This window comes from Cellulomonas gilvus ATCC 13127, from assembly GCF_000218545.1.
In the GTDB taxonomy this organism is placed as follows: domain Bacteria; phylum Actinomycetota; class Actinomycetes; order Actinomycetales; family Cellulomonadaceae; genus Cellulomonas; species Cellulomonas gilvus.
Window position 1 is genome coordinate 56,829 of record NC_015671.1, and the last position, 26,202, is coordinate 83,030.

The 26,202-nt window shown below is 74.3% G+C and carries 21 protein-coding genes, 1 tRNA gene and 1 pseudogene; 10 read left to right on the forward strand and 13 right to left on the reverse strand.

Annotation, left to right across the window (positions count from 1 at the left end):
- Positions 1–6: 6 nt before the first annotated feature.
- Complete coding sequence (locus tag CELGI_RS00255) at positions 7–1,113, reverse strand: methyl-accepting chemotaxis protein (protein WP_013882113.1); 1,107 nt, start codon at positions 1,111–1,113, stop codon at positions 7–9.
- A 102-nt stretch (positions 1,114–1,215) separates the two neighbouring features.
- Positions 1,216–1,599, reverse strand: a complete 384-nt coding sequence (locus tag CELGI_RS17730; RefSeq protein ID WP_013882114.1) for an MCP four helix bundle domain-containing protein — start codon at positions 1,597–1,599, stop codon at positions 1,216–1,218.
- Between the two features lie 148 nt (positions 1,600–1,747).
- Here CELGI_RS17730 and CELGI_RS00260 point away from each other — a divergent pair, with 148 nt between their 5' ends.
- Positions 1,748–2,722 carry a LacI family DNA-binding transcriptional regulator gene (locus tag CELGI_RS00260; protein WP_245528127.1) on the forward strand — a complete coding sequence of 325 codons (975 nt, stop codon included), beginning with the start codon at positions 1,748–1,750 and terminating at the stop codon, positions 2,720–2,722.
- Positions 2,723–2,778: 56 nt separating this feature from the next.
- On the opposite strand, the gene CELGI_RS00265 is transcribed toward CELGI_RS00260, so the two are convergent.
- The gene (locus tag CELGI_RS00265) at positions 2,779–5,859 is read right to left on the reverse strand and encodes a glycosyl hydrolase (RefSeq protein WP_013882116.1); all 3,081 of its coding nucleotides are present in this window, start codon (positions 5,857–5,859) and stop codon (positions 2,779–2,781) included.
- A gap of 266 nt (positions 5,860–6,125) precedes the next feature.
- Between CELGI_RS00265 and CELGI_RS00270 the strand changes: the two genes are divergently transcribed.
- On the forward strand, positions 6,126–6,494 hold the full coding sequence (locus CELGI_RS00270) for a cupin domain-containing protein (RefSeq protein WP_013882117.1): 369 nt from the start codon (positions 6,126–6,128) through the stop codon (positions 6,492–6,494).
- Positions 6,495–6,498: 4 nt separating this feature from the next.
- Here CELGI_RS00270 and CELGI_RS00275 read toward each other — a convergent pair whose 3' ends face one another.
- The 5 genes and pseudogenes from CELGI_RS00275 to CELGI_RS00295 form a co-directional block, all read right to left on the reverse strand.
- Positions 6,499–6,741, reverse strand: coding sequence for a hypothetical protein (locus CELGI_RS00275; protein WP_013882118.1), 243 nt, complete (start codon positions 6,739–6,741; stop codon positions 6,499–6,501).
- Entirely contained in the window at positions 6,738–7,691 is a 954-nt protein-coding gene (locus CELGI_RS00280; RefSeq protein ID WP_013882119.1) for an SPFH domain-containing protein, read from the reverse strand. The genes CELGI_RS00275 and CELGI_RS00280 overlap by 4 nt, the downstream gene beginning before the upstream one ends.
- A 100-nt stretch (positions 7,692–7,791) precedes the next feature.
- A pseudogene (locus CELGI_RS00285) lies at positions 7,792–8,079 on the reverse strand (carboxymuconolactone decarboxylase family protein); the annotation flags it as partial.
- A 74-nt stretch (positions 8,080–8,153) separates the two neighbouring features.
- Entirely contained in the window at positions 8,154–8,480 is a 327-nt protein-coding gene (locus tag CELGI_RS16175) for a DUF202 domain-containing protein (RefSeq protein ID WP_013882120.1), read from the reverse strand.
- Entirely contained in the window at positions 8,477–8,848 is a 372-nt protein-coding gene (locus tag CELGI_RS00295; protein WP_041574265.1) for a YidH family protein, read from the reverse strand. The genes CELGI_RS16175 and CELGI_RS00295 overlap by 4 nt, the downstream gene beginning before the upstream one ends.
- 131 nt (positions 8,849–8,979) lie before the next feature.
- On the opposite strand from CELGI_RS00295, the gene CELGI_RS00300 reads away from it, so the two are divergent.
- From CELGI_RS00300 to CELGI_RS17235, 6 genes are all read left to right on the forward strand, one after another.
- Positions 8,980–9,384: a rhodanese-like domain-containing protein gene (locus CELGI_RS00300; protein ID WP_013882122.1), complete on the forward strand. Its 405-nt coding sequence runs from the start codon at positions 8,980–8,982 to the stop codon at positions 9,382–9,384.
- A complete protein-coding gene (locus tag CELGI_RS00305) occupies positions 9,381–11,114 on the forward strand; it encodes an FAD-dependent oxidoreductase (RefSeq protein WP_013882123.1) in 1,734 nt (577 codons plus the stop codon). Before CELGI_RS00300 ends, CELGI_RS00305 begins: the two co-directional genes overlap by 4 nt.
- Before the next feature lie 214 nt (positions 11,115–11,328).
- Entirely contained in the window at positions 11,329–11,598 is a 270-nt protein-coding gene (locus CELGI_RS00310; RefSeq protein WP_013882124.1) for a metal-sensitive transcriptional regulator, read from the forward strand.
- A 64-nt stretch (positions 11,599–11,662) separates the two neighbouring features.
- Positions 11,663–12,952, forward strand: coding sequence for a Na+/H+ antiporter NhaA (gene nhaA / locus CELGI_RS00315; RefSeq protein WP_013882125.1), 1,290 nt, complete (start codon positions 11,663–11,665; stop codon positions 12,950–12,952).
- Positions 12,953–13,065: 113 nt separating this feature from the next.
- Positions 13,066–14,076: a helix-turn-helix transcriptional regulator gene (locus CELGI_RS16180; protein ID WP_013882126.1), complete on the forward strand. Its 1,011-nt coding sequence runs from the start codon at positions 13,066–13,068 to the stop codon at positions 14,074–14,076.
- 218 nt (positions 14,077–14,294) lie between these two features.
- Complete coding sequence (locus CELGI_RS17235) at positions 14,295–21,194, forward strand: DUF5979 domain-containing protein (RefSeq protein WP_169315121.1); 6,900 nt, start codon at positions 14,295–14,297, stop codon at positions 21,192–21,194.
- A gap of 24 nt (positions 21,195–21,218) precedes the next feature.
- Here the strand turns inward: CELGI_RS17235 and CELGI_RS00330 are convergent, their stop codons facing one another.
- Both CELGI_RS00330 and CELGI_RS00335 read right to left on the reverse strand, forming a co-directional pair.
- Entirely contained in the window at positions 21,219–22,289 is a 1,071-nt protein-coding gene (locus CELGI_RS00330) for a YihY/virulence factor BrkB family protein (RefSeq protein ID WP_013882128.1), read from the reverse strand.
- Positions 22,290–22,763: 474 nt separating this feature from the next.
- Positions 22,764–22,846: transfer RNA gene (locus tag CELGI_RS00335), tRNA-Leu, on the reverse strand.
- 81 nt (positions 22,847–22,927) lie between these two features.
- Between CELGI_RS00335 and CELGI_RS00340 the strand changes: the two genes are divergently transcribed.
- Positions 22,928–23,719, forward strand: a complete 792-nt coding sequence (locus CELGI_RS00340; RefSeq protein WP_013882129.1) for an SDR family oxidoreductase — start codon at positions 22,928–22,930, stop codon at positions 23,717–23,719.
- An 18-nt stretch (positions 23,720–23,737) separates the two neighbouring features.
- On the opposite strand, the gene arr is transcribed toward CELGI_RS00340, so the two are convergent.
- Positions 23,738–24,175: an NAD(+)--rifampin ADP-ribosyltransferase gene (arr, locus tag CELGI_RS00345; RefSeq protein ID WP_041574270.1), complete on the reverse strand. Its 438-nt coding sequence runs from the start codon at positions 24,173–24,175 to the stop codon at positions 23,738–23,740.
- 155 nt (positions 24,176–24,330) lie between these two features.
- Between arr and CELGI_RS00350 the strand changes: the two genes are divergently transcribed.
- On the forward strand, positions 24,331–24,936 hold the full coding sequence (locus CELGI_RS00350; protein ID WP_013882131.1) for a polysaccharide deacetylase family protein: 606 nt from the start codon (positions 24,331–24,333) through the stop codon (positions 24,934–24,936).
- A 5-nt stretch (positions 24,937–24,941) separates the two neighbouring features.
- Here CELGI_RS00350 and CELGI_RS16675 read toward each other — a convergent pair whose 3' ends face one another.
- Both CELGI_RS16675 and map read right to left on the reverse strand, forming a co-directional pair.
- Positions 24,942–25,385, reverse strand: coding sequence for a superinfection immunity protein (locus CELGI_RS16675; RefSeq protein WP_013882132.1), 444 nt, complete (start codon positions 25,383–25,385; stop codon positions 24,942–24,944).
- Positions 25,385–26,146, reverse strand: a complete 762-nt coding sequence (gene map / locus CELGI_RS00360) for a type I methionyl aminopeptidase (protein WP_013882133.1) — start codon at positions 26,144–26,146, stop codon at positions 25,385–25,387. The genes CELGI_RS16675 and map overlap by 1 nt, the downstream gene beginning before the upstream one ends.
- Between the last annotated feature and the right edge of the window lie 56 nt (positions 26,147–26,202).

Sequence of the window (26,202 nt, forward strand, 5' to 3'; positions counted from 1 at the left end):
GACGGCTCAGTACGTGAACGCGTTGACGCGGCCGCGCAGCTCCTCGGACAGCCGGGCGAGCTCCGAGACCGACGCCCCGACCTGGCTGAGCACGTCCGACGAGGAGTGCGCCGACGTGGCGACACCGGTGATGTTGACGGCGATCTCGCCCGAGCCGGTGGCCGCCTCGGCCACGCCGCGGGACATCTCGTTCGTGGTGGCGGTCTGCTCCTCGACCGCCGAGGCGATGGTGAGCTGGTAGTCGTTGATCGACGCGATGATGTGGGCGATCTCCCCGATCGCCGCGACCGCGCCCGTGGTGTCCTGCTGGATGGCCTCGACGCGGCGCGCGATGTCCTCGGTGGCCTTGGCGGTCTCGTTGGCGAGCTCCTTGACCTCACCGGCCACGACCGCGAAGCCCTTGCCGGCCTCACCGGCACGTGCGGCCTCGATGGTCGCGTTGAGCGCGAGCAGGTTGGTCTGCTCCGCGATCGTGGTGATGACCTTGACGACGTTGCCGATCTCCTGCGAGGAGACGCCCAGCTTGGCGACGGTCTCGTTGGTGGTCGCCGCGACCGCGGTGGCCTGACCCGCGACCTTGGCGGCCTCGGTGGCGTTCTGCGCGATCTCGCGGATCGAGGCGCCCATCTGCTCGGCACCGGCCGCGACGGCCTGCACGTTGCGGGACACCTGCTCGGCGGCGGCCGCCACGACGCCGGCCTGCGCCGAGGTCTCCTGCGCCTGGTCCGAGACCTCGCCCGAGGCAGCAGCGAGCTCCTCCGAGGCGGCCGCGACCGTCTGCGCGGTCTCGGCGACGCCCGTGAGCAGGCCGCGCAGCTTCTCCTGCGTGCGCGTGATCGCGGTGCCGAGCTGACCCACCTCGTCGCCGCCGGACGCCTCGACCGTGACCGTGAGGTCGCCGTTGCCCGTGGCCTCGAGCGCGGCGACCGCGCCACCGAGCCGGCGGCGCAGCGAGCGCGCGACCACGAGGCCGAGCACGAGCGCGACGGCCGTGCCGACGAGCACCACGGACACGACCGTGATCTGCGAGCGGCGCTCGAGGTCCGCGGCTGCGGCCGCCGACTGTGCGGCACCCTCCTCGTGCGCGGCGGTCTCCACCTGGATCGCGTCCATGACCGCGGTGGTGAGCGGGCGGATCGACTCCTGGAAGTACGCGCCGAACGCCGCGGTGTCACCCGCGTCCGCGAGCGGGAACAGCTCGTCGTGCGCGGCGGCTTAGTACGCGTCGAACGCGTCGACGAGCGCGTCGACCGCCGCGGGGTCGTCGGCGGCCGGACGGTACGCCTCGACCTGCGCGTCCAGGTCGGCGCGCCGCTCGGCGAGCTCGGTGGCCAGCTCGGCCCGCGTCGCCTCGTCCGCGATGCCGTACTGGATCACGCGTGCACGGTCACCCTGGAACGCGCGCTGGATCTCGGTCAGCTGGGACAGCGGCGTGACGCGCTGCGCGTACAGCTCGTCGATCGAGGTCCCCAGGTCGCTCAGCGCCCGCGCGGAGACGACCGCACCCAGCGCCGCCGCGACCGTCATGACGACGACCACCCAGACGATCTTCGTGCGGACCGATGCGTCGGCCCACAGACGACCTCCTGCGCGTGCCACGGGATCCTCCTGCGTCGACGAGAGCTCTCGACGCACCGATCGGCCGCGGACCGGGCCGCTGTAGCGGTCGCCGGGGATCGGGCGCTCCGGGCGGGGCTAGGGTGGGCGGCGCAGTCGTGCCGGGGACGAGGAGGAGACCGTGCCGCGGGTGACCAGCGCCGACGTGGCCCGGGAGAGCGGGGTGTCGCGCACCACCGTCAGCTACGTGCTCAACGCCAAGGCCGGCGTGGTGATCACGGAGGCGACGCGGCGACGCGTGCTCGAGGCCGCCGAGCGGCTGGGCTACACGCCGTCTGCGGCCGCCCGGGCCCTGCGCTCGGGCCGCAGCGACCTGGTGCTGTGCGTGCTGCCCGACTGGACCGTCGGCCCCGTGATCGACACGCTGATCGACCACCTGACCACGTCGCTGGCCGAGCACGGGCTCTCGGTGCTGGTGCACAGCGGCCGCGGCTCACGCCCGCTCGCGGAGCTGTGGCGGGCCGTGACGCCGTGCGCCGTGCTGGGCCTGTCCCCGTTCGCGGAGGCCGAGGCGCGTGCGATGCGGCAGGCGGGCATCCTCGTCGTCGGCACGGCGCTCGACGAGGACCCGCACCCCGAGACGTTCGCGGTTCCGCAGGGTGCGATCGGCCGCCTCCAGGCGGAGTTCCTGGCCGCGCGCGGGCACCGCGTCCTGGCGTACGCCGCGCCGGGCGACGACCGGCTCGCGGCGTTCGCCGACCGGCGGCTCGCGGGCGTGCGGCTCGGGTGCGACGCGCTCGGGATGCCCGCGCCGCTGGTCGAGCCCGTCGAGCTGTCGGTGGGGTCCGCGTCCGCGGCCGTCGCGCGGTGGCGTGCGGGCGACCAGCCCGTGACGGCCGTCGCGGCGTACAACGACGAGGTGGCGCTCGCGGTGCTGGCCGGCGTGCGTGCGCACGGGCTGCGCGTGCCGCAGGACGTCGCGGTGATCGGCGTCGACGACATCCCGGCCGCGCGCCTCGCGGCCCCCGCGCTCACCACGGTGTGGCAGGCGATCGACGCGCAGGCCCAGTACCTCGCGGACTCGGTGGTCGCGGCGCTCGCGGGGGGCGACCTGCCCGTGCGCCCGGACGACGTCTTCCACGTGGTCGAGCGCGACTCGACCTGAGCGGGCACCCCGGGCCGGTGTCGTCGGCCGGCCCGGGGCAACCCTCGCGGGGCGGCCTAGGAGAACGTGAACCAGTTGAGGTTCACGTAGTCGGCCGCCTGGCCCGACTCGAACGTCAGGTAGACCGTGTGCACCCCGGTCGTCCCCGTGATGTTCGTCGGGACCGTGCGCCACGTCTGCCAGCCACCCGTGCTCGCGATCGCGAAGCTGCCGATCGGAGTGGCCGTCCGGCTGTCGAGGCGGACGGTGACGAGCCCGCTCGCGCCGCCGCCCACTCCGGAGGCGACGCGTGCGGAGAACTGCGTGCGCGCCGTGCTGCCGAAGTCGACGGAGTCGAAGCGCAGGTAGTCCCCGTTACTGATCCAGCCCACGTTCTCACCGCCGTCCACGTCCTGCGTGGCCTCCGTGGCGACGCCCGCCATCGCGGCGTAGGCCTCGGCCTGGATGCGCGACGTCGCCGGTGTGCCGCCCGTGCCGCCCGACGAGCTCGTCGTGACGGTCACGGCGCTGCTCGCCGCGGACCGGTTGCCGGCCGCGTCGAACGCCCGGACGGTGAACGTGTACGCGGTGGACGCCGCGAGCCCGGTGGCCGTGTACGTCGTGCCCGTCGCGGTCCCGACCACCGTGCCGCCCCGCAGGACCTCGTAACCCGTGACGCCGACCGCGTCGCTCGACGCGGACCAGGACAGCGTGGTCGACGAGGCCGTGGTGCCCGATGCGGTCAGGCCCGTCGGGGTGCTCGGAGCCGTGGAGTCCCCGCCACCCCCGCCCGTGCTGCCCGTGCTGCTCGCGACCGAGCGGGCCGGCACCGCGAGCGTCACACCGTTGGAGAACGTGACCGTCGTGGCCGTGCCGCTCATGTTGGCGGCCTGGTACGTGCGGACCCCGTTCCTGACGAACACCGCGTGCAGCGGGGTGTTCGCGGTGACGGACCGGTCCACCGTGCCCAGCGTGGACAGGTTCTTCAGCGAGTAGAACGTGTGCGCACGGGACTCGCCCTCCTCGACCGTGTACGACCCGGCCTGCGCGCGGAACTGGGACAGCGCGGTCGGGGCGTCGGCCAGCGCCTGGAACTCCCAGATGATGTCCTTCCACACGGTCGCGGGGCCGCCGTTGTTGCGTTCGAGCTCGGCGATGTTGCGGCTGATGTACGCCGGGTCGTAGCCCAGGTACAGGTGTCCCGCGGTCGAGGGCAGCAGGTTGATGCCCTGGATCATCTCGGGCTCGGCGCTGAACCACGTCGCGTACGCCCCGCCGTCGCCCCACACCATGCCGACCGTGGAGTGGCCGAACGCGGCCGGGAACGCCTCGTCGTCGGTGTCGAACCAGTAGTTCTCGATCGCGGAGGCCTGCGTCGTGTAGAGGTAGATGCCCAGGTCACGGACGGTCTTGTTGTTCGTGGCCTGACCCCACTGGATCAGCCCGGACGCGAAGTTCATGCCCTCGGACGACGACTCCTGGTTGTTGCCTGCGCCGAATGCGCCGTGCCCGGAGGCCCAGTCGTGGCCCGCGTAGATGTCGAAGTCACGCAGGAACGGGAAGCGCGTGTCCGTGCGGTCCCAGTTGGCCGCGTCCTTGATGACGGTGTTGACCATGCCGCCGTAGGCGGAGTCGGCCGCCCATGACGGGTCGAACTGCGCCACCGTCGCGGCACCCACCACGTAGTAGCCGTAGTGGAAGTGGTGGTCGTTGAGGTCGGTGTCGGAGCCGTAGGAGGCCGGGTAGCCGATCAGCGTGCCCCACGCGGGGTTGTACCAGAACGCGCGCTGCGTCTCGCCCGACGACGCAGTCATCCAGTCGGTGAGGCGCGCCTTGACCGAGCTCAGCAGCTTGTCCCGTGCGGTCGTGTTCCCGGTCAGGTGCGCGGCCTGGATGACCTGCGTCGCCCGACCGATCGCCTTGCCGGTCCAGTACGTGTCCTCGCCGAAGCCCGCGAACGGGTCGGTTGCGGCGACGTCGTCGATGTACCCCTTGAGCTGGGCCGCGTCGGCCGAGCCGCTCGGGAAGCCCGTGGGCGCGAGCTGCGGCAGCACGCCGTTGAACGGGGTGACGGTGCGGAACTGCGTGCCGCCGATCACCACGCGCATCGGGCCGCGCGGTGAGACGTAGGAGTACGCGCTGGGCGTGGTGCCCGAGAGCTGGTCACGCTGGTGCGGGTAGAGCGCGAACACCGTGCCCGTGGTCGAGCCCTGCTTCGCGGTGGTGGTGAACGCGTACGTCGCGGTCATCTTCGCGGTCGCCTCGTCGTAGGACCACGAGACCTTGGTGCCCGTGACGTGGTTGTGCGCGTACGGCGCGTACGCGTCGAGCGCAGCGACGCGCGCAGAGTCGCTCGTCGACGTCGGCAGCACCGCGACGGAGAAGTACGCGCCGCCGTTGAGCGACGAGGACAGCGTGTTGCCGGACAGGTTCCACGTGGACCCCGTCGGTCCGAACGCCGCGTAGTCGTGCCCGTTGATCGTGAACCCGACCGCGCCCCCGGTGCTGCTCCAGATCCGGGGTGCCGCGGTGCCCGTGAGCGTCGCGTTGCCTCCGGTCTTCGTCGCGTACACGAACGGCAGGCCGTGCCCGAACGTGGTGCGCAGGCTGCTCGAGCCGTTGCTCCACAACTCGCTCACGGTCCAGTCGGAGTAGCCGTCCACCTTGCCGTCGGCGGACAGGCCCGCGATGCCGAGCCGGAAGTCCTCGGCGTACGAGTAGTGGTACTCGCCCACCCCCGTGGACGTGCCGGAGATGCTGGGCGTCGTGGGGTAGCTGACGCCGAGTCCGTTGGTGAACGCGTGGAACGTCAGCGGGTGCGCCACCAGGTTCTCGGAGATCGAGGCGCAGTCGAACTTGCGCCACAGCAGTGACGTCCACCAGTCGTTGGTGGGGATCGCACCGGCCGGGAAGTTCGTGGTCACGTGCGCCCGCGGGTTGCTGACGGGGGTGTTGTTGCACTCCGTGGGCACCGCACCGCCGGTGGGCGTGCCCTCGGCGTAGCTGCCGGCACCGACCGTGACGGCCGCTGCGCGTGGAGCGGGCAGCAGGACCGCCTGCACCAGGGAGGCGAGCAGCGCGCCCGCGGCGATCATGGCGACGAGCGCGCGGCGGTCCAGGCGTTGCTGCGCGGGTCTCGGCTCTGCGTGGGCAGACATCCGGTCATCTCCGTTCTCAGGGCGCGCAGGAGCGTCGTCCGACGTCCGCGCGCGGCGGGGGGACTGCCGACCCGCGGCGCCGTGCGCCCACCGGGGGCCGGGCCCTCCGGGAGGCAGCGGTGCCTCGTGATCGGTCGTGCGGTCAGCCCCCGTGGCCGGCCTCGTCCTTGAGGCCTATGTCCGTTGACTCGTGTCACTGGGACTGAGGGGTTCAGGTTCACCGCGGACCGGGTGAAAGTCAAGTGGAGCGGGGCCAGACTGGTCCGATGGCTCCCGAGACCCCGACCAGCACCCCGACGGATCTGCCCGCGGTGGCGCGCGCGCTGCTCGACGACGCGCGCTCGTCGGCGCACGGCCGCAGCGCGCAGCTGCTGCTGCACGACGGCGTGCTGCGGCAGACCGCGATCGCGCTGACCGCCGGCACCGAGCTCGCCGAGCACAACTCGCCGCACGCCGCGAGCCTGCTGGTCCTCGCGGGCCGGGTGCGCGTCACGGGTCAGGAGGAGGCGACGGTCGACGAGGGTGTGCTCACGGTGCTCACGCACCAGCGGCACGCCGTCCGCGCGCTCGAGGACGCGGTGTTCCTGCTGACCACCGTCACCGGGCTCGCCGACGAGCAGGTCGCCGCCGGCTGACGGGTCACCCGCGTGCGGGCCGTCCGGGCCGCCGGGGTGCCGCCGCGTCGCGCGGCATGCGGCCCGCGTCGCTCAGCGCGCGGCGCAGCAGCAGGTCGACCTGCGCGTTGAGCGAGCGCAGGTCGTCGGCGGCCCACCGCGCGAGCGCGTCGTGCACCGCGGGGTCGAGCCGCAGCAGCACGGGCTTGCGCTCGCGACGGGTGGGGGCGTCCCCACCCGCCGCGGCGTCCTGCGGGCGGTCGGTCACGCGTACAGGCTGCCGGTGTTGACCACCGGTGTCGCGCGGCTCTCACCGCACAGCACGACGAGCAGGTTCGAGACCATGGCGGCCCGGCGCTCGTCGTCGAGCGTCACGACGCCGTCCCGCTCGAGGCGCGCCAGCGCGTCCTCGACCATGGACACCGCACCCTCGACGATCCGCTCGCGTGCCGCGATGATCGCGCCCGCCTGCTGGCGCTGCAGCATCGCCTGGGCGATCTCGGGCGCGTACGCGAGGTTGGAGATGCGCGCCTCGATGACCTCGATGCCCGCGATGACCACGCGTGCGGCCACCTCGTCGGCGATCTCGCCCGAGACCACGTCGGTCGCTCCGCGCAGCGACTGCTCGCCGTCGTCGGCGTGGTCGTACGGGTGCGCCATGGCGACGTGCCGCAGCGCGGACTCGGACTGCACCCGGACGAAGTCCGCGTAGTCCTCGACCGCGAACGTGGCCTTGGCCGTGTCCGTGACCTGCCAGACGACGATCGCCGCGATGTTGATCGGGTTGCCGTCGGCGTCGTTGACCTTGAGCTCGTTGGTCTCGAAGTTGCGGACCCGCACCGAGACGCGCTTGCGCGAGGACAGCGGCGTGGTGAGCGCGAAGCCCGTGCGCCGGATCGTGCCCAGGTAGCGGCCGAACAGCTGGACCACCTTGGTCTGGCCGGGGTTCACGATCGTCAGGCTGGTCAGGGCGAGCAGCCCGACGAGCATGAGCACACCGCCGAGCACCCCGAGCGCGGGCGTGTCCTCCGCCGCGACGAACAGCGGGATCGCGCCCCCGATCAGTGCGAGCGACGCGAGCAGGGCCAGCACGGCGGCACCGGCGCCGAGCGACCAGGCCGTCTTCTCCTCGATCTCCACCCGGACGCCGCCGTGCCCCACGGGACGGCCGGCGGGCTCGCCACCCTCGGACTCCTGCGGCACGACGGACTCGGTCATGGTGGCCTCCTGGGCATCCGGTGCCCGGCGCGCCCGGGCGATATCAAAGTGATATCACATTCCAAGGCGCGCCGGGGCGACGAGGCCTGGACGGCGCGTGTCAGGCGGCGGGGTCGGAGCCGGGCTCGTCGGTCGGCTCCGCGGGGCACGCCGCCAGCGCCGCGGGCAGCGCGGCCGTCACCGTGAGGCCCGCGGCGGGCAGCCCCACGAGGACCGCGGAGACCACCTCGGCCCGGGTCGCGCCGTGCCGGACCGCCTGGTCCACGTGGAACGGGATGCCGCTGTGGTTGCCGACCGCGGCCAGCACCGCGACGTACGCGAGGGCCTGGGTCCGCGCGTCGAGCGCGCTCGCCTGCCCCAGGCCGTCGACGGCCTGCGCCCAGGCGCGGTGGTGGTCGGGTGCCTGCGTGACGAACGCCTGAACGGCCCCAACGTCCCGCCCGTCCGGCGGCGCCCCGCGTCCTAGACGACCCGGGCGTCACCCGTCCACAGCACCACCAGCGCGAGCCCGCCCAGCGTCGCGACGATCGCGGTGACGGCCGTGACCAGCCGGCCGGGTGCGGTACTGACGAGCACGTGGTGACGGGTGGCGCGGGCGACCACGACGACGGTCGCCGTCAGCCCCGCCCCGGCCACGACCCACGACCAGGGGCCGAGCTGCGACCCCAGCAGCCGACCCGCCGCGAGCGAGCCGGCCGCGGCGCCCAGGCCCGTGCGGCGCCAGGCGAGGCGGGTGCGCTCCCGGGCGAGCCCCGCCGCGGTGGCCCGGGCCGCGTGCCGGTCGCTCATGCGACGACCAGCCCGACGAGGACCAGGAGCCCGGCGACCGCGACGCCCACGACCAGGACCGCGAAGCCGCGCGGCCCGGGCAGCCGACGGTGCTCGCGCATCGCCTTCTCGGTGCGGCCCCACTCCCACCACGCCAGGACGGGCAGCGCGGTGCCGAGCGCGACCAGCAGCGTGGCCGCGGCCAGCCGGAGGTCGCCGCGTACGGGCAGGTCGAGGGCCTCGAGCGCGACGCCCGCGGCCAGGAGAGCGAGGGCCGTGCGCACCCAGGCGAGGAACGTGCGCTCGTTGGCCAGCGAGAACCGCGGGTCGGGGTCCTCGCCCGTGGCGTACACGTGCGCGGGGAACCGCCGGTCGGGCGCATCGGTCATGCCACCCATCGTGGCCGACGGGACGGCGGACGTGCGCGGGTCGCACACGCCCAGCGGTGGGCGGCGACGCGCGTCGGGGTTGCCCATTGATACCCCGGGGGGTATCGTCATTCCAGACGAGAGGAGCCGTCGTGACCACGACCCCCACGGGCACACCGCCCGCCCGCCCTGCCCGCTCCGTGCGGGACCGCCTGCGAGGACTGCTCCGCGGCACGCCCGCGGACGGTTCCCTCACGCACTCCGTCAAGGCCGCGGTCGCGATCGAGCTCGTGGCGCAGGGCGCGACGCTCGTCGACGTGCGGGAGGCCGGCGAGTGGCGCACGGGGCACGCCCCGCGTGCGGTGCACGTGCCGCTCGGGAAGCTCGGCCAGGGCGCCCGGCGGCTGACCAAGGGGCGGCCCGTCGTCGTCGTGTGCGCGTCCGGGATGCGGTCGCGCGCCGGTGCCCAGCAGCTGCGCGACCTGGGCTTCCAGGCCACGAGCGTGTCGGGTGGCATGGCCGCGTGGCAGCGCGCCGGCGGGGAGGTCACGCGATGACGAGCCCGACGAGCCCGACCAGCCTGACCAGCACCGCCGGCACGCCCCGGCGTGTCGTCGTCGTCGGTGGCGTCGCGGGCGGCATGTCCGCGGCAGCACGCCTGCGACGCCTCGACGAGACCGCGCACGTCGTCGTCCTCGAGCAGGGCGAGCACGTGTCCTTCGCGAACTGCGGTCTGCCGTACCACCTGTCGGGCGAGATCGAGCGCCGCGAGGCGCTCCTCCTGCACACGCCCGAGACGCTCCGTGCGTCGCTCGACCTCGACGTGCGGACCGGGCACCGCGTGACCGCGGTGGACCCCGCGTCGCGTGAGGTGGTGGTCGAGTCCGCTGCGGGCACCGCACGGATCGGCTACGACGCGCTGATCCTCGCGCCGGGCGCGGTCGCGGTGCGGCCCCCCGTGGACGGGCTGGACCACCCGAGCGTGCACACGCTGCGGACGGTCCCCGACGTGGACGCGCTGCGGGCCGTCGTCGACCGGCTGGCGGCGCAGCGCACCGCGGGCGACGAGCGGGCCCGGGCCGTCGTCGTCGGCGCGGGCTTCATCGGGCTCGAGGCCGTCGAGGCGCTCGTCGCGCGTGGCCTGCAGGTGCACCTGGTCGAGCTCGCGGACCACGTGCTGCCTCCGCTGGACGCCGAGCTCGCACCGTTGCTGTCCGACGAGCTCGCGGCGCACGGCGTCGACCTGCACCTGGGCGTGTCCGCGACGTCGGTCGGCGACGACGGCGTGGGCGCGGTGGTGACGCTGTCCGACGGCACGCGCCTGCCCGCCGACCTCGTCGTGGTGAACGTCGGCGTCCGGCCCGCGACGCAGCTCGCGCGCGACGCGGGGCTCGACCTCGGCCCCACCGGGGCGATCCGCGTGGACGCCGACCAGCGCACGTCCGACCCGCACATCTGGGCGGTCGGCGACGCGGTCGAGGTGCAGCACGCGGTCACGGGGCTGGCCGGTCCCGTGCCGCTCGCCGGACCCGCCAACCGGCAGGGTCGGCGCGCCGCGGACGCGATCTGCGGGCACCGCACCACGCCTCAGGCCCCCGTCCTGGGCACCGCGATCGTGCGCGTGTTCGGGCTGACCGCCGCGACCACCGGCGCCAACCAGGCGACGCTGCGCCGCGAGGGCGTGCCGCACGAGGTGGTGCACCTGCACGCGGGCCACCACGCGGGGTACTTCCCCGGCGCCGAGACGCTGCACCTGGTGGCGAGCTTCGCGCCCGACGGGCGGCTCCTGGGCGCGCAGGGTGTGGGCCGCGCGGGTGTGGACAAGCGGATCGACGTGCTCGCGACCGCACTGCGCGCGGGCTTCACGGCCGACGACCTCGCCGAGCTCGAGCTCGCGTACGCGCCGCCCTACGGATCCGCCAAGGACCCGGTCAACATGCTCGGGTTCGTCGCGCAGAACGCGCTGGACGGGACCATGCCGCAGTGGCAGGCCGCCGACCTGGACGAGGCGCTGGCGCACACGCTGGTGCTGGACGTCCGCTCCGCCAAGGAGTTCGCCGACGGCCACGTGCCGGGTGCGCTGAACGTCCCCCACACCGAGCTGCGTACCCGCTTCGCGGAGGTGCGCGACGCGGCCGGCGGCCGGCCGATCAGCGTGCACTGCGCCAGCGGGATGCGGTCCTACCTGGCCACGCGCATCCTGCGAGGGGGCGGGCTCGACGCGCGCAACCTCTCCGGCGGGTGGTTCACGCTGCGCGCCGTCCATCCCCACCTGACCACCGCCTGACCACCGCCTGACCCGCACGAGAACCCGAGGAGAACCCCATGTGCAGCCCTGCCCGATGCGCCCGCTGCGGCAAGACGACCTGGACCGGCTGCGGACAGCACGCCGACGAGGTGATGGCGGGTGTCGCGCCCGCCGAGCGGTGCACCTGCCGCTGACCCACCCGGTACCCCACGGGGTACCGTCACGCGACGCGACGACGACACGAGGAGACGCGATGCAGCTCGACCCGGCCGAGATGGGCCACGTGACCAACCGCCTCAAGCGCGCCCACGGCCAGCTCGCGGGCGTGATCCGGATGATCGACGAGGGCCGCGACTGCGAGGACCTGGTCACGCAGCTGTCCGCGGTCTCGCGCGCGCTGGACCGCGCGGGCTTCGCGATCATCGCGTCGGGCATGAAGCAGTGCATGACGCCGGGCGACGACGGGCAGGAGAGCACGCTCGACGTCGCGAAGCTCGAGAAGCTGTTCCTCTCGCTCGCGTAGGGTGGGCGCCGGTGCGCCGGGAAGTCTGGTCGGCAACGTTGCTGCCGACCCCGGAAGGCCCCCCGTGAACCAGCCTCGCCAGCCGCTGCTGCCCCGCCCGTCGTGGGCGGAGAACACACGCGTCGCCGACGTCCTGCGCAAGGAGACCGTCGGCGGTGCCCTGCTCCTGGTCGCCTCGGTCGCCGCCCTGGTGTGGGCGAACTCGCCGGCCGCGGGCTCGTACGAGTCGCTGCGGGACCTGCGGATCGGCCCCGAGGCGCTGCACCTGCACCTGAGCCTCGGGACGTGGGCCGCCGACGGGCTGCTCGCGATCTTCTTCTTCGTCGTCGGACTCGAGCTCAAGCGTGAGTTCGTGGTCGGGGACCTGCGCGACCCTCGTCGGGCCGCGCTGCCGATCCTCGCGGCCGTCGGCGGGATGGTCGCCCCCGCGCTCGTCTACGTGGCGGTGGTCGCGTCCGCCGGCCGCGACGGGCTCGCCGGGTGGGCGATCCCCACCGCGACCGACATCGCGTTCGCGCTCGCGGTCCTCGCGGTCGTCGGGACGCACCTGCCCGCCGCGCTGCGCACGTTCCTGCTGACGCTCGCGGTGGTCGACGACCTGCTCGCCGTGACCGTGATCGCGGTGTTCTACACCGACCACGTGCAGGTGTGGCCGCTGCTCGGCGCCGCTGCCGGGCTCGTGGTGTTCACCGGGGCGGTGCGACGCGGCGTGCGTGCGTGGTGGGTGCTGCTGCCGGTCGCTGTGGTGACCTGGGCGCTCATGCACGCGTCCGGCATCCACGCGACCGTCGCGGGCGTGCTGCTCGGCTTCGCGATCCCCGTGGCGCGCGCCGCGGACGGCTCACCGGGCCGCCCTGGCCTCGCGGAGCACCTCGAGCACCGCCTGCGTCCGATCTCGGCCGGCGTGGCCGTGCCGGTGTTCGCGTTCTTCGCCGCGGGCGTCGCCGTCGGCGGCGGCGACGGTCTGCGCGACTCCCTGACCGACCCGGTCGCGCTCGGCATCGTCGGCGGCCTCGTCGTCGGGAAGGCCGTCGGGATCTTCGGCACCACGTGGCTGGTGGCCCGCTTCACGCGTGCCGACCTGGACGAGAACCTGCGCTGGCTCGACGTGCTCGCGCTGGCGGTGCTCGGGGGGATCGGCTTCACGGTGTCGCTGCTGATCGGGGAGCTCGCGTTCGACTCCGAGACGCTCGCCGCGCACGTCAAGGTCGGCGTGCTGACGGGCTCGCTCACTGCCGCGATCCTGGCGGCCGTCCTGCTGCGCGCGCGCAACCGGGCGTACCGCCGGATCGCGAAGATCGAGTCCGAGGACTCCGACGAGGACGGCGTCCCGGACGTGTACCAGCAGCGGTGACCCCACGCCGACGCGGCGTCCCGCGCTGAGGAGCGCCGCGAACGGGTGGCTCGTGTCAGCCTTTCGTGTCGACACGGCAGAAACAGGACTGCGTCCGGTTTAGCGTGTGGGCGATGCTCTCCGCACCTCCCCGCGTGAAGCGGCCACCCGACCTGTCCATCGGCTCCGTCTTCGCGTGGATCGCGCACACGCTCGGCACCGGGCGCGGGGAGATCGGTGCGGCGGAGATCGCGGCTCTGCTGGGCCCGATGGGCTGCGAGACGACGTTCCCGCACGGCCCCGCCTCACGCGCGAGCGTGCACGTGGTCAGCGTCGAGAAGATGCTGCTGATCCGCTACCGCGGGTCACCGTTCTCCGCCCGCTTCCGGCGGGAGGCCGTCGGCGCGGTGGACGGACCGCGCATCTCGGTCGTCGAGCTCGTGCACGCCGGGCGGGGTCGGTTCGTCCAGGACGACCGCGCGCGTGACGTGGTCGCGGGGGACGCGATCCTGCACCCGCCGATCGGCGAGTACCTCGTCGAGTGGCTGGACGACGAGTGCGAGCGGACCTACGCCGTGATGAGCACCCGGCTGTTCGGGCGGCGAGCCGATCCGGTGCTGCACGACGACGACCTGGTCCAGCGCGCCGCCCCGCTGCTCCCCGCCGCGGTCGAGCTGCTCGACGTGCTCGTGGACGAGCCCGAGCCGCTCGTCGCGACGGTGGCGTCGCAGACGCTGTACGCGCTGCTCGCCACGACCGTCGCGGGGGCGATCGGGCCCGCCGAGCCGTCCGACGGCGGCGTGCTCCGCGACCGCGCGCGCGACGTGCTGCAGCGGCGCTACGCGGAGCCCGAGCTCGACGCGGACGCGGTGGCCCGTGAGCTGCGCGTGAGCAGACGGCACCTGTTCGCGCAGTTCGACGGCGAGAACGACAGCCTCGCCTCGACGTTGCGGGACATCCGGCTCGAGCACGCCGCCGAGCTGCTCGCGAGCGGCGACCGCGCGCTGACGGTGCGGCGCATCGCGCGTGCGTCGGGGTTCGGCGGCGCGACGCAGCTGGCGCGTGCGTTCCGCGCCCGGTTCGGCCTCACGCCGACGCAGTTCCGGTCCGCCGCCCTGCGCGCGAACGGCCTCGCCGAGCTCTGACCTGGGCCATTGCGGCAAATCGTGCACCCGCGACAGCGCGTGCACGGCGGTGCGACAGATCGAGCGACGTCACCCGCTCCCCGGGCGTGCGGCGCGTGAGGGTCGGGCCATCCATGTCCTGACGGGGGTCTGCCTTGCCATCTCTGCCTGCGCGCGTCCGTGCGCGTCGCCGCGTCGCCGCTGTGGTCGCGCTGCTCGTCGCACTCGTGACGGTGCCGATGACCACCGTGCCCGCTGCCGCTGCCGACCCCCAGTACCTCGCGCTGACGAAGACCGTCAGCCAGGCCGAGCTGGCGCCGGGTGACTCCTACACCTATCGGGTGCAGGTGACGTGTTCTGAGGCGTCCTGCCTCGATGCCGTGCTGGTCGACACGATGGGCGACCTCGCGGGTCACACGCTCACCGGGGTCACGTTCAAGGCCTCGCAGCCGGCGCTGACCTACGCGGCGACGTGGACGTCGGCGGGTGTCACCAGCGCCACCGCGCCGACGACCATCGCGGCCGACACCCAGCTGCGGGTCGCGTTCACGCAGCCGACGGTCAGCCCGACCGGTACCGGCATCCAGGCCGGCCTGACGTTCACCGTCGACATGACCGTCAAGGTGCCCACCGACCTGGCCCCCGGCACCGACGTGACGCTCGACAACGACGCGACCGTCACCGCGAGCAACTCCGCGCCGGCGGACGACTCGGCGACCGTGCACGTCGTCGTCCCGATCGTGGTCGACGTCGCGACGACGAAGACGTGGTCGCCCGCCTCGCAGGCGTTCGACGAGGGTGGCGCGTCGGCGATCGCGATCTCGACGACGAACGCGTCGAACGCCCGCGTCGACCGTCTGGTGCTGCAGGAGCCCGCGGCCGCACCGGACGGTGCGTCCGCGCTCCCCGCGACCAACCCGTTCCGGCTGGTCGACCTCGACGGTCTCGCGTCGTCCGCCGTGCCCGCGCAGTGCTCCACGGTGCGCGTCGATGCGTACGTGCTCGCCGGTGGCGCGTGGAGGTGGGTCCTGGGTGACCCCGACGACGGTGTCGCGCTGCCCGCGGGCGTCGCGGCGGCCGACGTCGCGGGCGTGCGGATCACGTGCGAGGGCGACCTGCCGGTCGGTGCACGGCTCGCGCTCGACCTGGACGTCACGCAGCGCGCCACCGACCGCGTGTCGGGCACGGACCTGTCGACGGCGACCCACTCCGTCACCAACGTGGTGTCCGGGACCGCCGCGCTCGCGGGCCACGCGCCCGTGACGCGGTCCGCGCAGGCGCCGTATCAGGTGGTCCCGGCGAGGCTCGGCACGCAGATCACCAAGGACTTCTCCCCGCAGCGCGTCTCCGCGGGCCAGTCGAGCACGCTGTCGCTCGTCGCGGCGCAGACGTCCGACGTCGCGGTCGCGGAGCTCCGCGTGGCCGACCTGGGCTTCTTCGGGGTCGACCCGTCGTTCGGCGGGTTCGCCACCGCGCCGCAGTGGCCCACGGGCGCCACGGCCGCGAGCGTCGTGTACCACCTGTCCGACGGGGGGACGCAGGAGGTCGGCCTCGCGCGGGGTGAGGTGCCGGCCGGTCCCAGCACGCCCGGCGCCGTGCACGTGACCGGGTTCGAGGTGGTGTTCACCGGGGTCATCGCCCCGAACGCCGATCCAGCGCGCCTCGAGGTGGCGGTCGGCACCGTGGAGCGCACCACCGGCGCCCCGGCGAGCTTCGACAACACCGCGACGGTCACCGTCACAGCGCCCAACGGCACCACCGCGACCGGCACCGACACCGCGCGCCTCACCGAGCTCCCCGCCTCGATCGGGGTCGACCTCGTCAAGACGGTGCGCCCCGGCACCGCGGTGCGTCCGGGCGACCGCGCGGTCGTCGAGCTCGAGACGGACCTGCGCGTGTCCTCGTCGTACGTCACCGCCGACGAGCTGACCGTGACCGATGCGTGGGACGGCGCGGCCACCGGCTTCTGGAACGCGTTCGACCTCGAGGCGGTCGCGCCCACCCAGGTGCCGTCGGGCGTCGCGGTCGAGGTCCAGGTGCAGACCGCGGTCGGCACGTGGGTCACGGTCGCCACCGAGCCGGCTCGCGGCGCCACCTGGCTGCTCGAGCTCGACGCCGCCGCGCTCACCGGCGCGCTTCCCCCGGGCGTGGACCTGCGGGACGTGACGGGCGTGCGGTTCGCGTTCACCGACGCCGACGGCTTCGAGGAGAACGTCACCGTGGTCCCGTACCTGGTGACCACGGCGCGGGGCACGCTGCGCACCGGGGGCCCGCTCGCCACGGGCCAGACGGCGCTGACCAACGCGGCCGCCGCGCAGGGCTCGGGCGAGACCGACGGCGGCACGCCCGTGACCGGCGGCGCGGATGCGGGGGACGACGGCGTCGTCGAGCCCACACCCCCCGGGGTCGGTGACGTCTCGGTGGACAAGCGGTGGTCGAGCGCGACCGTCGCCGCGCAGTCCGGGCAGCAGCGCTCGACGACCCTGACGTGGCGGAGCCGCACGGGCCTGTCCGCGGTCGCGATCAGCGACCCGGCCGCTCCGGCAGCGGTCGCCGACACGGTGTTCGACGCGTTCGACCTGGTGCGGGTCCGCCCCGTCGCCACCTCGTCGACCCCGTTCAGCAACGGCTGGTACCTGCGGTACGACCGCGTGACGGCCGTCGAGCTGTTCCTGCCGGACGGTGCGGGCGGGTTCGCGTGGGCGACGGTGGCACCACCGGCGGGGGGCTGGACGTCCTCCACCGGGTTCGTCGGGCTCACGCTGAGCGCCCAGCAGCGCGCGGACGCGCGCGGCGTGCGTGTGGTGCTCGAGGAGGACACCGCCGCGCGTGAGGCCGCACGTGAGCTGGGTGCCGCGTTCGACCCGTTCGCCCCGGCCCCCGGGACCGGCGTGGCGGCGGCCTCGACCGACCGTGCATTCGTCCTCGACTGGCAGGTGCGCCAGGTCCGCCGGTCCGCGCAGGAGTGGGTGACCGGCACCACGGACTTCGGCACCGGTGAGCCCGGCGTGGTCCGGAACACCGTCGAGGCGCGCGGGACGCGGCTCGCCGGTGGGCCCGACGCGGTCGGGACCGACCACGACGACATCGTCGTGACCGACGCCGTCCCGCTCGTCGTGATCGCCAAGTCGGTGACCCCGACCACGCCGCTCTACGTGCCGCGGCCGGACACCGTCGACGCGGGCAGCTGGCCGGTGCGGACGTTCACGATCACGGCACGCAACGACTCGGTGGCCAAGGCGTCCTACGTCCGCGTGACGGACCCGGCGTGCTCGGACTTCGACGTCCAGCAGGGCTGCGCGCTCGCGCAGGCCACGGCCGACCCGTTCGCCGCCACGGTCGACTGGCTCGCGCCGGGCAGCGCGCCCAGCATGTTCGACCGGTTCGACCTGACGCGCGTCCAGCTCGCGGCGTCCGTCCCGGCCGAGGTCGACCTGACCCGGTCCGTCGCCTGGCTCCTGCGGTACGACGGCACCGGCTACACGAGCGAGTCCACGACCGCGGCCGCCCTCGTCGCGATGACGCCCGCGCAGCTCGCGGACGTCGTCGGGGTGAGCGTGACGTTCCAGGGCACGGACCCCGCCACGACCGGCGGCACCATCAGCCGGGACGACGTGCTGACCCTCACGCTGACCACGCGCCTGCGCACGCACCTGCGCAGCTCGGGTGAGGTCCAGCAGCTCGCCGCGGGTCGGTCGGTGGACGTCGAGAACCACGCGTACGCGCAGTCGTACGACCCGGTGCTCGCCCCGACGGCGCTGGCCGCCGGCACCGACGACGCGCACGTCCCGCTCACGGGCGGCGACATCGACGTGCTCGCGAACAAGTCCATCAGCCCCGCGACGCTGACGGCGCCGCGCCGTGCCGAGCCCCTCACGGTGACGCTCGGCGCCACGCAGGCGACCAGCACGCTGGCCCCCGCCGAGGTCCGGCTGCGCGACGACGTCGACGGCTCACCCGACTTCTGGGACCGGTTCGACCTGGTGGGGCTGGGCGCGATCAGCCTGCCCGCCGGGGCCGACCGCGTCCGCGTCGACGTGCTCGGACCGTTCGGCGCGGACGGCGTGCGCACCTGGGTCAGCGGCACCGCCGCCACGCCCGGGACCGTGCAGCTGCCCGTGTCCGGGGCCGACCTCGCACGCGTGCAGGGGATCCGCTTCACGTTCCTGCGCGCCGACGGCGGGTTCTTCTCCCGCGCGATCCCGGCACCGGGCTGGACGGCGAGCGCCGCGTTCACGGTGCGGTTGAGGGACGAGACGCGCGAGGACGGCACGGCCATCGCGATCGACACGCCCGCGGCGCCCGTGCAGAACACGGTCGTCGTGCAGAGCGACCGGCTCACGGGCGAGGTGTCCGAGGAGCGGTCGAGGTCCGCGGTCGTCACGCTCTCCGAGGGGACGCACCGGCTGGCGGTGTCCAAGCTCGCGAACGAGGGTGACCGGACGGTCGACGTGGGCACCGCCGTGCCCTGGGACCTGCGGTTCACCAACACCGGCACGGGCTACCTCACGGTCACCGAGCTGCGCGACCAGCTGCCGCCGTCGCTCGTCTGGACCGGGGAGGCGGCACCCGTGGTGACCACCGACGACGACGGGCAGATGTCCGACGACGTGACGGTCGACCGCGACGGCTCCGACCTGGTGCTGACCTGGCCGCAGGACGGCCGCACGCTCGATCCCGGCGAGTCCGTCACGGTGCGGCTCATGCTCGAGCTGCAGCCGGGCCTCGCCGAGTCCGACCGCGCCACCAACACCATGACGGTCACGACGGCGCAGCCGCTCGACGCGTGCACACCGCTCGACCCGACCCGGCCGGTCACGGGTGCGTGGGCGCAGGACCCGACGACCTGCGGCGCGACGGACCACGTCTCGCCGCGTGGCGGCCCGAACCTGTTCACGGTCAAGGGTGTGCGCGGGTCCGTCCCGGGCGCAGCGACCGCGGCGGGCCAGGAGTGCGCGCCGCTCGTGCACGCGACCGGCGGTGACTACTACCGGACCCCGTGCATCGCGCGCTCGCAGGTGGGCGGCACGGACGACTGGGTGCTGCGCGTGGTCAACGGCGGCACCACGAGCGTCGAGGACCTCACGGTGTTCGACCCGCTGGCCGCGCCCGACGACGCGATGATCATCTCCGGCGCGTCCCGCGGCTCGGCGTTCCGGCCGCAGCTGGTCGCGGAGTCGCTGCACGTGACCGCGCCCGCGGGCGCGACCGTGGTGACCGAGGTGACCACGACCGCCGCGTCCTGCCGGGGCACCTGGACGGGCCTGCCGACGAGCCCGGTGTGCGAGCAGAACGGCGAGCAGTGGGCGGCCGTAGGCCCGACCACGCCGTGGGACTCGGTCACCGGCCTGCGCGTGCGCGTCGACCTGCGGACCACACCGGCCGGGGCGCTCCTGTCCGGTCAGTTCGTCGACGTCACGTTCTCCTCCACGAACGTGCTCGCGGACGCGGACGCGGACGCGGACTCGCTCGACGGCGTGCCGGCCGGCCCGGCCGCCGACGACGTGGTCGCCTGGAACCAGTTCGGCGTGAAGTACCGCGACCTCGGTGCCACGGGCTGGAAGACCATCGCGCCCGCCAAGATGGGCGTCGAGGTGCTCACCGGGCCGCTCGAGGTGCGCAAGGCCGTCACCGGCCCGGCCGCCGCGTTCGCGCCGACGTCCTTCACCGCGAACGTGGTCTGCACGCTCGACGGCACCCGGCTGGACCTGGGCGCGGACGCGGAGCTCACGCTCGACGACGCGACCGGCTACCTGGCCCGCATCGACGGGCTCCCGGTCGGCACGGAGTGCGACGTCACCGAGTCCGGTGCGCCGGGCGACGCGGGAGAGGCCGAGCGGACCGGACCGGTGCACGTCGTGATCGCCGCACCCGCGGCGGCCCAGGACGACGTCCCGACCGACCAGGTGGCGACCCTGACCAACACCTACCTCTACAGCGGCTTGTCCGTGACGAAGCGGCTCGACACGGCCGCGACGGCCGGCGTGGACGGCCCGTTCTCGTTCACGCTGTCCTGCACGGTCGCGGTCACCGGCGAGACGGTGCTGTTCGACGGCGCTCCCGAGCTGCGGTTCGACGTGCGGGCCGGCCAGACCTTCACGACGCCCCCGGGCACCATCCCCGCCCGGGCGACGTGCGGCCTGCGGGAGACCGAGCGGGGCGGCGCCGAGCGCGTCGTCGTCGTGGGCGACGGGGTCGTGGAGACCACCGACGGCCAGGCGACCGTCGTCGTCGGCGTGGTGCCCGGCGAGGTCACGGTGACCAACGGGTTCGACGCGGGCGTCCTCGAGGTCCGCAAGGTCGTCGACGGCGACGGGGCGGCCCAGCTGGGTGCCGGACCGTTCGGGTTCTCGGCCGTGTGCACGTCCCGGGGCGTCACGGTGCTCGACGAGGAGTTCACGCTCCGCGCAGGCGAGTCCCGCACGTTCGGCACCTACCCCGTGGGCACCGCGTGCACCGTGCAGGAGACGTCCGACGGCGGTGCGACGCGCGTGACGACGAGCCCCGCGGACGGCCTGGTGCGCATCGACGCCCCGGCGTCCGGAGAGGCCGTGTCCACCGCGGTGGTGACCGTGACCAACACGTTCGACGTCACGTCGCTCGACGTCGTCAAGGAGATCGCGGGCGACCCGACCGCGGACGGTGCGGCCGGGCCGTTCGTCGTCGAGCTCGCGTGCACGTGGCGCGACGCCGAGCTCGCCGTCCCGGGCGGTGCCGAGCGCGTGCTGCGGGCCCCGACGCTGCGTGCGCGCTACACCGGGCTCCCCGTGGGCGCGTCGTGCGTGCTCACGGAGACCGAGACCGGCGGCGCCGAGCGCACCACCTGGACGGTGACCGTGGACGGCACCGGCGAGATCACGGGCGCGGGGGTGCGCGTCTCGGTGGACGGCCTCGCGACGACGACGGCCCCGGGGCAGGCCGTGGTGCGGCTCGTCAACCACTTCGCCGGCAATCCGCCCGTGGACCCGCCGGTGGACCCGCCCGTCGGCCCGCCGGCCGATCCCGACGGCCCCTCCGGTGAGCTCCCCCTCACCGGTCTGGAGCTGGCCGGCGCGCTGGGCGCCCTGGTGGCGCTGCTCGTGGCCGGCGTCGGGCTGGTGCTGATCTCCCGCACGCGCCGGCGGCCCGGCCGCCGCTGAGGTCACGCACCGCCCGACGACGGGTCACGAGCCCCCGCGCTCGTCGTCGGGCGGTGCGGCCTGCGTGCGCAGCTCGCGGCCGCGCCGCACGGCCTCGTCGTGCTTGGCGCGGCGCTTGTCGCTCGCGCGCGTGTCCCGCGGCGGCAGCTGGAGCGTCTCCTCGGCGGCGATGCCGCCCTGGAGCTCACGTCCGCGCTCGAGCTCGGCGTCCAGCTCGGCACCGAACAGCAGCGCCAGGTTGCTCAGCCACAGCCACAGCAGCAGCACGACCACGCCGGCGAGCGAGCCGTACGTCGTGTCGTAGCTGCCGAACGCGCTCACGTACAGCGCGAACCCGGCGGAGGCCAGCGCCCACACGACGATCGCGACCGCCGCGCCGACGCTGATCCAGCGGAACCGCGGCTGCCGCACGTTGGGCGTCCAGTGGTACAGCACCGCGACCGCCACGACCACGAGCGCCAGCACCAGCGGCCACTTCACCACCTGCCACACCGTGACCACCACGCCGCTCAGCCCGAGCGTGTCGCCGACGGACTGCGCGACCGGCCCGGACAGCACCAGCATGGCCGCGACCAGCACCGCGATCAGCACCAGCACGAGCGTGACCAGCAGCAGCGCGGGCCGCAGCTTCCACACGGGGCGGCCCTCGTCGACCTCGTAGATGCGGTTCATGCCGCGTCCGAACGCGGCCACGAACCCCGACGCCGACCACAGCGCGAGCGCGAGGCCGACGACGAACGCGAGCCCCGCGGCGGGCGCCTCGGTGAGGCGCTCGAGCACGGGGCGCACGCTGTCCACCGCGGAGTCCGGGCCGACGTCCTCGACCACGCCCAGCACGTCCTCGACCATGGAGCGCGGGTCGGAGACCAGGCCGAACACCGAGAGCACCGCGATCGCGGCGGGCGCGAGCGCGAGCACCGCGTAGTAGGTCAGCGCGGCGGCCAGGTCCGTGCACTGGTCCTCGCTGAACTCGCGCACGGTGGACCTCAGCACGTACCGCCAGGAGCGGCGCGTCAGGTGCGTGGGTGACTCGGGCTTGCGTGCGTCGTCGGGCGCGGGCGCGCCCGCCTTGGCGACGCTGGACTCGTCGGTCACGGTCTCTCCCAGGGTGCCGGGACGAGGGCCGCGCGCACGCGGTGCCTCCGGGTGGGTGTCCCCCAGGGTGCGCACCCCCGCCCCCGCCCCGCATCCGCAACCGGCCCACTGGGTGCGGACGCCGTCCCAACGGACGGGTGCGCGCCGGCCGGACGCGTCCTCGCCGTCGACGTCGTGCGGGGCACGCCGCGCGTAGCCTCGAACATGCAGGACGCCTTCAGGCCTCCCGCATCGCCTTGAGCCTCGCACCTCCCGGTGCGGGGCTCTCGTGCTTCTACGGCTCCCATCAGAGCGAGTTCGTGGACGATCGCTGGCGACCGGCTGCGCGCCGGGTCCGCGTCCCGGCTGGTCCCGGGGGGTCGCGACGAGCACCGGTTCGAGCCAACCGTCGATCTCGCCAGCAGCGACCGGAACGACAACAGGCCGGACCCTGAGGGTCCGGCCTGTTGCGGATGTCCTGCGACATCACATGTGTGCGCGAGGGGGGATTTGAACCCCCACGCCCTTTCGGACACTGGCACCTGAAGCCAGCGCGTCTGCCGTTCCGCCACTCGCGCGCGCTGCAGAAGGCTAGCACGATCCGAGGGGCGCCCTGAACGCGCGGATGCGACAGTGCGACGGGCTGCCAGGATGGCCTGATGGTGGACGATCCCGCATGGTCCGACGACGCTCCGGTGCTGGTCACGGGCGGGACCGGGATGCTGGGGCGGCGGGTGGTCGCGGAGCTGCGGCGGCGCGGGTACGCGGTGCGGGTGCTCAGCCGGCACCCGGCGACGGATGACGCTCCGGGCGTCGAGCGCGTGGTCGGCGACCTCACCACGGGCGCGGGGCTGACCGCCGCGGTGGACGGCGTGCGGACGGTGGTGCACTGCGCGAGCGAGCCGAACCGGCCCGCGCACGACGTCGAGGCGGCGGGCCGGCTGCTGGCCGCGGCACGGGGGGCGGGCACGGCGCACCTGATCGACATCTCGATCGTCGGCGTGGACGCCGTCCCGTACGGCTACTACAGGGCCAAGCGGGACGTCGAGGAGCTGGTGGAGACCGGCGGCGTGCCGTGGACGATCCTGCGGACCACGCAGTTCCACCAGTTCGTCGCGCAGCTGCTGGACCGGCTGGGCGCGGGACCGGTCGCACTGGTGCCGCGCGGGCTGCGCGTGCAGCCGATCGACGTCGGCGAGGTGGCGACGCGCCTGGTCGACCTGGTGGAGGCAGGGCCGTCGGGGCGCGTCGAGGACATGGGCGGACCCCAGATGCTGGCGGTCGCGGAGGCGGTGCGGATCCTCGCGGCGGCGCGTGGCCGACGCTCGCTGACGCTCGCGGTGCCCATCCCGGGGCGCACGATGCGTGCGTTCCGGGCGGGCCGGCACCTGACGCCGGACCGTGCGGTGGGCAGGCGCACGTTCGCGGAGGCCGTCGCCGACGCGCCGTGACCGTCCGACGAAGGGCGGTCAGTCCTCGATGACGTCCAGGCCCTGCGCACGCAGCCGCGCGAGGCTGTCGAGCATGCCCTGCAGCACGTCGGGCGCGTGGCCCTCCCACTCCTCGAGCTCCGCGACGATCCGCAGCGGGTGCCGCGTCCGGTAGGACTGCGTGGGGTTGCCGGGGAAGCGCTTGTCGGTGACGTTCGGGTCGTCCTCGAACGGGCCCAGGGGCTCGACGACGTAGACGTAGCCGCGACCCTCGCCGTAGCGCAGCGCGGCCGCGAGCTCGGCGCCCCACGCCGCGGTCTCGACGAGCGCGCTGAAGTAGATGTTCCGCGAGACGCGCCCGTCCTGGTAGTTCGAGCCGTGGCCGGGGACCAGCTCGGTCCCGGCGGGCAGCGCGTTGCGGGTGCCGTGGAAGAACGGTCCGACGACGTCCGCGCAGGTCGCGTACGTGACCGGGATCCGCCGCGTGGCGGAGTCCGGGTGCGGGCTGTCGTCTGCCACGGCGGCCTCCTGGGACGTGGGTCGGGAGCGGGCGTCGGGTGCACCGGCGCTCGTCGTCGCGCCACGCCGCGCGCAGGCGCCCGCGACGGCGCAGGACGTGGTGCGATCGTGGCATGACCGCCACGCCGCCGCGCCTCGTCGAGCACACCGGGGTCCCGGGCCCCACGCTGGCGCTGACGTTCGACGACGGACCGCACCCGGACAGCACGCCCGCGCTGCTCGACGTGCTGGCGCGGCACGGCGTGCGCGCGGTGTTCTGCCTGTGGGGTGAGCACGTGCGGCAGCACCCGGAGGTGGTGCGCCGGACGGTCGCGGACGGTCACGTGCTGGGCAACCACTCGCTGCACCACGACGACCTGAGCACCTGGGACGACGAACGCGTCGAGGCGGACCTGCGCGCGACGGCGGCCGCGATCGACGCAGCGGTCCCGGGCGTGGCGGTCCCGTGGTTCCGGGCGCCGTTCGGCGCATGGGGCGGGACGCCGCAGGTCGCGGCCCGGCTGGGGATGCGGCCGCTCGCGTGGAGCCTCGCGGTGGCGGACTGGGACCCGCCGCCCGCGGCCGACGAGCTGCTCGAGCGCCTCGAGCGGGGCGTCACGCCGGGCGGCGTGGTGCTGCTGCACGACGGCGGCGGGGACCGCAGCGCGACGGTCGAGGCGGTCGACCGGCTGATCCCGCGGCTGCTCGCGGCCGGCTGGACGTTCACCGTCCCGGCCTGACGGCGTCAGGCGCGGTGGCCCGTCCAGCCGCGGCCGTCCCAGTACGCCAGGCCCCCGTCACGTTGCGGGTACCACCCGGGTGCGAGCACGGGGTGCGCGACGAGCGGCCGGTGCGGCATGACGCTCCAGATCAGGGCGATCACCCAGCCGATCCCGGTCCAGCCCAGCAGCAGCGTGAGCCAGAAGACGCCCCACCGGTCCGCCTTGCCGCGCGTCGCGGCGATCGCCCACGGCAGCAGGTAGAACCCGGTGAGAAGGACCAGCACCCACGCGACCACGACGGTCGCGTCGCTGGGCGGCACGCGGTCGGTCGCGGGCGGCGCCCACGCGGTGGCCTGCCACGGCGCGGCCGGTCCGATGGCGCCGTGGGCCGGCGGTGAGCCCCACGCCGGGCCCGCGGGCTCGTCGTACGGGCGGGCGCCGGAGTCGTACCGGTCGTTGCCGCTCATCAGCCGCGTGCCGTCAGGACCACGGGACCGTCCGCGGTGAGCGCGACGGTGTGCTCGAAGTGTGCGGCGAGCGAGCCGTCGGCGGACCGGATCGTCCAGCCGTCGGGGTCGATCACGTAGTCGTCGCCGCCCGCCATGAACCACGGCTCGATCGCGATCACCAGACCGGCCTGGAGCTTCATGCCGCTGCGCCGGCGCCCGTCGTTGGGGACGTGCGGGTCCTCGTGCATCGTCCGGCCCACGCCGTGCCCGCCGAAGTCCGTGTTGATGCCGTACCCCGCGCGGTGCCCCACGTCGCCGATCGCCGCGGAGATGTCCCCCATGCGCCCGCCGACCTTGGCCTGCGCGATGCCGGCGAGCAGCGCACGCTCGGTGGTCTCGATCAGGCGCTGGGCCTCGGGCGTCGTCGTGCCCAGCTGGAACGTGATCGCCGAGTCCGCGACCCACCCCTGCACCTGCGCCGCGAAGTCGATGGACAGCACGTCACCGTCCTGCAGCACGTACGACGAGGGCAGCCCGTGCAACGCGGCGTCGTTGACCGACGTGCACAGCACGCCCGGGTAAGGGATCGCCCCGAACGACGGGTGGTAGCCGAGGTACACGGAGTGCGCGCCCGCGGCGTCGATCATCCGGTGTGCGTGGTCGTCGAGCTGCTGCAGCGTCATGCCGACGCGGGCGACCTCCTGCAACGACGAGAGGACGCCGCCGACGAACTTCCCGGCCGGCCGCATGGCGGCCACGTCGGCCGTGCTCTTGAGCATCACGCGGCCAACTCTGCCACCTGGCGCCGGGCCTGCGGCCTGGTGTCGAAGCCGGT